The organism is Leptotrichia sp. (assembly GCF_057270615.1).
In genome coordinates this window covers 1-4,477 of sequence record NZ_DBHIXN010000093.1, presented here as the reverse complement: position 1 = coordinate 4,477, position 4,477 = coordinate 1, and the positions used below count along the sequence as shown (strand labels likewise).

At 28.6% G+C, this 4,477-nt stretch carries 4 protein-coding genes; 2 read left to right on the top strand and 2 right to left on the bottom strand.

Going from position 1 to position 4,477, the window contains the following annotated elements:
* Positions 1–287 precede the first annotated feature (287 nt).
* Complete coding sequence (locus tag ACO409_RS10315; protein ID WP_068155340.1) at positions 288–989, top strand: hypothetical protein; 702 nt, start codon at positions 288–290, stop codon at positions 987–989.
* 344 nt (positions 990–1,333) lie between these two features.
* Here the strand turns inward: ACO409_RS10315 and tpx are convergent, their stop codons facing one another.
* Together tpx and ACO409_RS10305 are read right to left on the bottom strand one after the other, a co-directional pair.
* Positions 1,334–1,852 carry a thiol peroxidase gene (gene tpx, locus ACO409_RS10310; protein ID WP_485556989.1) on the bottom strand — a complete coding sequence of 173 codons (519 nt, stop codon included), beginning with the start codon at positions 1,850–1,852 and terminating at the stop codon, positions 1,334–1,336.
* A 184-nt stretch (positions 1,853–2,036) separates the two neighbouring features.
* Positions 2,037–2,411, bottom strand: a complete 375-nt coding sequence (locus ACO409_RS10305) for an ArsR/SmtB family transcription factor (protein ID WP_485556987.1) — start codon at positions 2,409–2,411, stop codon at positions 2,037–2,039.
* A 205-nt stretch (positions 2,412–2,616) separates the two neighbouring features.
* On the opposite strand from ACO409_RS10305, the gene ACO409_RS10300 reads away from it, so the two are divergent.
* Positions 2,617–4,158 carry a S16 family serine protease gene (locus ACO409_RS10300; RefSeq protein ID WP_485556985.1) on the top strand — a complete coding sequence of 514 codons (1,542 nt, stop codon included), beginning with the start codon at positions 2,617–2,619 and terminating at the stop codon, positions 4,156–4,158.
* Positions 4,159–4,477: the final 319 nt, after the last annotated feature.

Genomic DNA, 4,477 nt, shown 5'->3' with positions numbered 1-4,477 from the left:
ATTTCCATCTATGAAGTAAAAAAATATTTAGTAAAGTAGCAGCTTTATTTAAAATTTTTCAATAAGTTGCTACTTCAGAAACTGTAGAATTGCATAATAATTATAGCTCAAATAGTTCAAGTATGGGAATAAATACCGGAGCGACAATAGGATATTGGAGTGTACCCAAAATCTTGGACAAATGTTGTGAGATAATACATATTATACAGATGATCATTATAAGACTTTTAAAGAAATTAAACCTGAACAAATAAATACTAAGTAACAAAGAAAGAAGGGTAGCAATAATGGGGAGTAGTTTAACCATAATAAATCAGGAACAACAAAAAAAATTGTATAAAAATTTAGAAGGTAAATGGGTTATAGAATTAGATAGTGAAAAAATAAAAAATATAAATGATTTTTGTATAGCAATAATGGATGAAATTGATATTATATATGATTATAAACATTTATACGGGTATGATTGGTATTCTTTTAGAGATGCTGCTATGGAATCTGAACATATAGTAAAAAAATTATTTGGAGACAAAGAAGCAAATGTTGTAATAATTTACGATAATTCAAAATTAATTATGAGTGAAATAGATAGGGGGATTAGCTATCAATACTTAATAGCACTTATGCAATGGTGGAGCAATAAATTAAATTTGGAAATTTATCTTGTATTTGATAATATGACAAAAATTTTTAATAGCAAGATTATAAGAGACGATATGTCAAATGAAGATAAAATATTTAAATTAGAAGAAAATAAAAATATTTTTATTATGGATTTAAAACAAAATGAATTAGCAGACGAATTTATAAAAAGAATAGATAAAAATATCAATTTTTCAAATAAAAAAGAGTATGTATTAATTTTTAATAACTCCTACAATTTTGTCCAAGGAATAGACTATCAAGAAGCTGGATTAATGGCTAACAAACTTATAGAAGATATATTGCTGAAAAAAAACAAAAAGATAAAAATATACTTATTGTTTTAAAAAATTCTTATTTTGAGAATTCTGGAATATACTTAAGGACTTATATAAATTGTAAATGCTTTTAAAAATGTTTACAAAAATTAGGTTACGATACATCAACCACAGCCAGTAGTTGATGTTGTACAAAAAGATAATCAGAAAATACTTGATAAAAAAATTGAAAACCAAAAATTATCTGAAAATCCAGTGCGAAATGTAAAAGACTAGAAAAATTTTTAAATAATCGTTGTTGTAAAAGACAGCGGTTATTTTTTGTTTTGAAGAGAGTGTACAGAATTTTGTGTAAACTCAAAATATAATATATGGTACAGGATGGTAGTTTTACCATCCTGTTTTTACACACCCTATTTAGTTAATTCTTTTATTACTTTCAATGCTCTTTCATAATCTGGCTGTTCTCCAATTTCTGGAACATATTCTACATATTGAATAATTCCATTTTTGTCAACAATAACGACTCCTCTGGCTAACAATCTTAGTTCTTTTATTACAAATCCATATTTTGTTCCAAAGTCTAAATCTTTGTGATCTGAAGCTGTTAGGGCATTTGCAATTCCCTTGTCTGCACAATATCTTCCAAGTGCAAATGGCAAGTCAACTGAAATTGTAAGCAGTTGTACATCATCTCCAAAACTTGCGGCTTCTTGATTGAATCTAGCTAGCTGTAATGCACATACTCCAGTGTCAACTGATGGAAATACTGCAATTACAACAACTTTTCCCTTATAGTCACTTAATTTTATTTCCTTTAGTTCTGGTGATAAAACTGTAAAATCAGGTGCTGTTTGTCCAGCTTTTACTTCATTTCCAGTAAGAGTTATAGGATTTCCCTTGAATGTTACTTTATTTTTTATTTCTGCCATTTTTTTCTCCTTAATTTTTATTTTGTATTTGTACTCGAACCTATTTAAAATTATATAAACTTAGGGTTTGAGTAAGATAGTTATAGTTTCTGAGCTAATTTTACTATGAAATTATCTACTTTTTGTAATTATAACATATTTAAAATTATTTGTACAGAAAAATTATTTGGTTTTCAAATAATAATTATCTTTTTTCCAAAATATGTGTCATTCCCTGCTCAACGATATGCTTTATATGCTCATCTTCTAGTGAATAATATACTATTTTTCCATCTTTTCTATATTTTACAAATCTTCCTTGCTTTAATACTCGCAGTTGATGTGAAATAGCAGATTGTGTCATTTTTAAAAGATATGCAATATCACAAACGCACATTTCCTCTTGAAACAAAGCGCTTAAAATTTTCATTCTAGTTGTATCTCCCAATATTTTAAAAAAATCTGACAAATCGTATACAACTTCTTCTTTTGGCATTGTTTTTTCTACTTTTTCCACAATGTTCTTGTGGATAACTTTTACTTCACAATTTTCATTTTCTTCTTCCATTATTTTAGTCATTTTCTCTCCCAAGTTTTAAAATATATGTCAATATTATACCACATATTGAAATAACGTGAAAGTAAACAATTCACATAATTTTTCTTTGATACTCTAAGGTAAAAGAAGTGAAAAACTACTAAAAGAATGTTATAATATAACAAAGTTTTGTACAATTCATACGTTATGCATAAGTTTGAAAATTTTGAATTTTAGGAGCGAAGCTATGGCTGGAAAAAGTGATATTAAAAAGCAAATATTAGAAATTGAAGATGTGGAAGAACTGAATACAAGTGAAGAAAACAAGTCTAAAATAAAGGAATACATGGAACATTATGGTAAAAATGAAGATTCAATAGACAATTATGTGATAAAAATAAAAAAATGTCTTGATATTATTAATCAGCTTGACTGGAAGAGAACTTTAAAAGAAAAAAAAATTGATATTTCTAAAATACGGAATATTTTGAATGAAAGACATTATGGAATGGAAAAAGTAAAAGAAACTATTTTGGAATCTTTGGCAATGCGGCACTTTATGAAAAAAAATGATAATAAAACCCCAATTATACTGTGCTTAGCAGGTTCGGCTGGAACAGGTAAGACTTCAATAGCTGAAGCAATAGCCGAAGCATTAGGGAAAAAATTTGAAAAAATTTCTATGAGTGGTGTATCTACAACATTTGAATTAACAGGGCTTACAAAAGGATATACTTCAGCTGCTCCTGGAAGAATTATAAAAACTTTGGCAAAATTTGGATGTGATGATCCTTTAATTTTATTAGATGAAATAGATAAGGTTAATCAGAAAAAATCGGAGGGAGATATTGAGGGAGTTTTACTCGAAATTTTGGATCCAGATCAAAATAAAAGATTTAGGGATGAATTTTTAGAGTTGGAGTATGATTTGTCAAATGTAATGTTTTTAGCAACAGCTAATAATTTAAGCGAAGTTTCGGAGCCATTAAAAAGTAGAATGGAAATTATTTATTTAGAAGATTATAATTTGGAACAAAAAGTTGAAATTGCAAAAAACTATATAGTTCCAAGTATAAATAAAAAAATAGGTTCAAAATTATTCTTTAGTGATGATATTTTAAAATATGTGATACAAAATTATACAAATGAAGCTGGAGTTAGAAAATTAAAGACAATTTTGATGAAAATTTACGGAAGAATTGCTAAAGAATGGCTGGAAAAAAAGAAAAAAGTAAATGTAACTTTGGAAAACATAGATTCTCTCATTTGTGCAGACAAAAATCCCAGTATTTCATTAAAAGTGAACACTGAAAAGTCAAAAATAGGAGAAGTAATGGGAATGGGGGTAACTTCGCTGGGAGGAAGAGTTATGCCAATCCAAACGGCTGTTATGCCAGGAGATGGAAAAATTATAATAACTGGAAATCTTTCAGAAGTTATGAAAGAGGGAATAAATGTGGCAATTACATATTTGAGAACAAGAACTGAAGAATATCATCTAAAAAATCCTAACTTTTACAAGGAAAATGATATTCACGTACATTTTAATGAAAATGCCATTCAAAAGGATGGGCCTTCTGCTGGAATCGCTATTACAACATGTATACTTTCAGCGTTAAATCGGGTAGAATTAAGGCAGGATATGGCTTTTACTGGAGAAATTACGATTTTGGGGGAGATATTGCCTGTTGGAGGAGTGGCGAAAAAAATCGAAGGGGCTTATAAATCTGGAATAAGAAAATTCTTTGTTCCAAAAGAAAATGAAGATTGTGTAAATTTTATTAAATAGTGCAAGAACACTCGCGACTTTTAGTCGTGAGATGAATCGCACAAAAATTTTAGTAAGCATATAGGGAAACTTGTATGTAGACACAGAAAGAACTGTGCAACAAAGAAACTGAATTGCTGGGAACTCTTAAAGCTAGTATAACCACAACATAATACCTTCGTTCAAATATGGTATAAGTGTGATGGTGGCGAAAGCAGAAAAAATATACTGGATGGTGCAAGGTTAAATCCTAAACATTATGATAATAGACAATCAGCATCTAAGCCTGAAAAGGAAAGTTCAACGACTATCCCTCGTGAGGGGAGTACAATACAAGCAA

Bases quoted from the DNA above. Each gene is read 5' to 3' on its own strand.
- ACO409_RS10315 (WP_068155340.1), top strand. From the start codon at position 288: ATGGGGAGTAGTTTAACCATAATAAATCAGGAACAACAAAAAAAATTG.
- tpx (WP_485556989.1), bottom strand. From the start codon at position 1,852: ATGGCAGAAATAAAAAATAAAGTAACATTCAAGGGAAATCCTATAACT.
- ACO409_RS10305 (WP_485556987.1), bottom strand. From the start codon at position 2,411: ATGACTAAAATAATGGAAGAAGAAAATGAAAATTGTGAAGTAAAAGTT.
- ACO409_RS10300 (WP_485556985.1), top strand. From the start codon at position 2,617: ATGGCTGGAAAAAGTGATATTAAAAAGCAAATATTAGAAATTGAAGAT.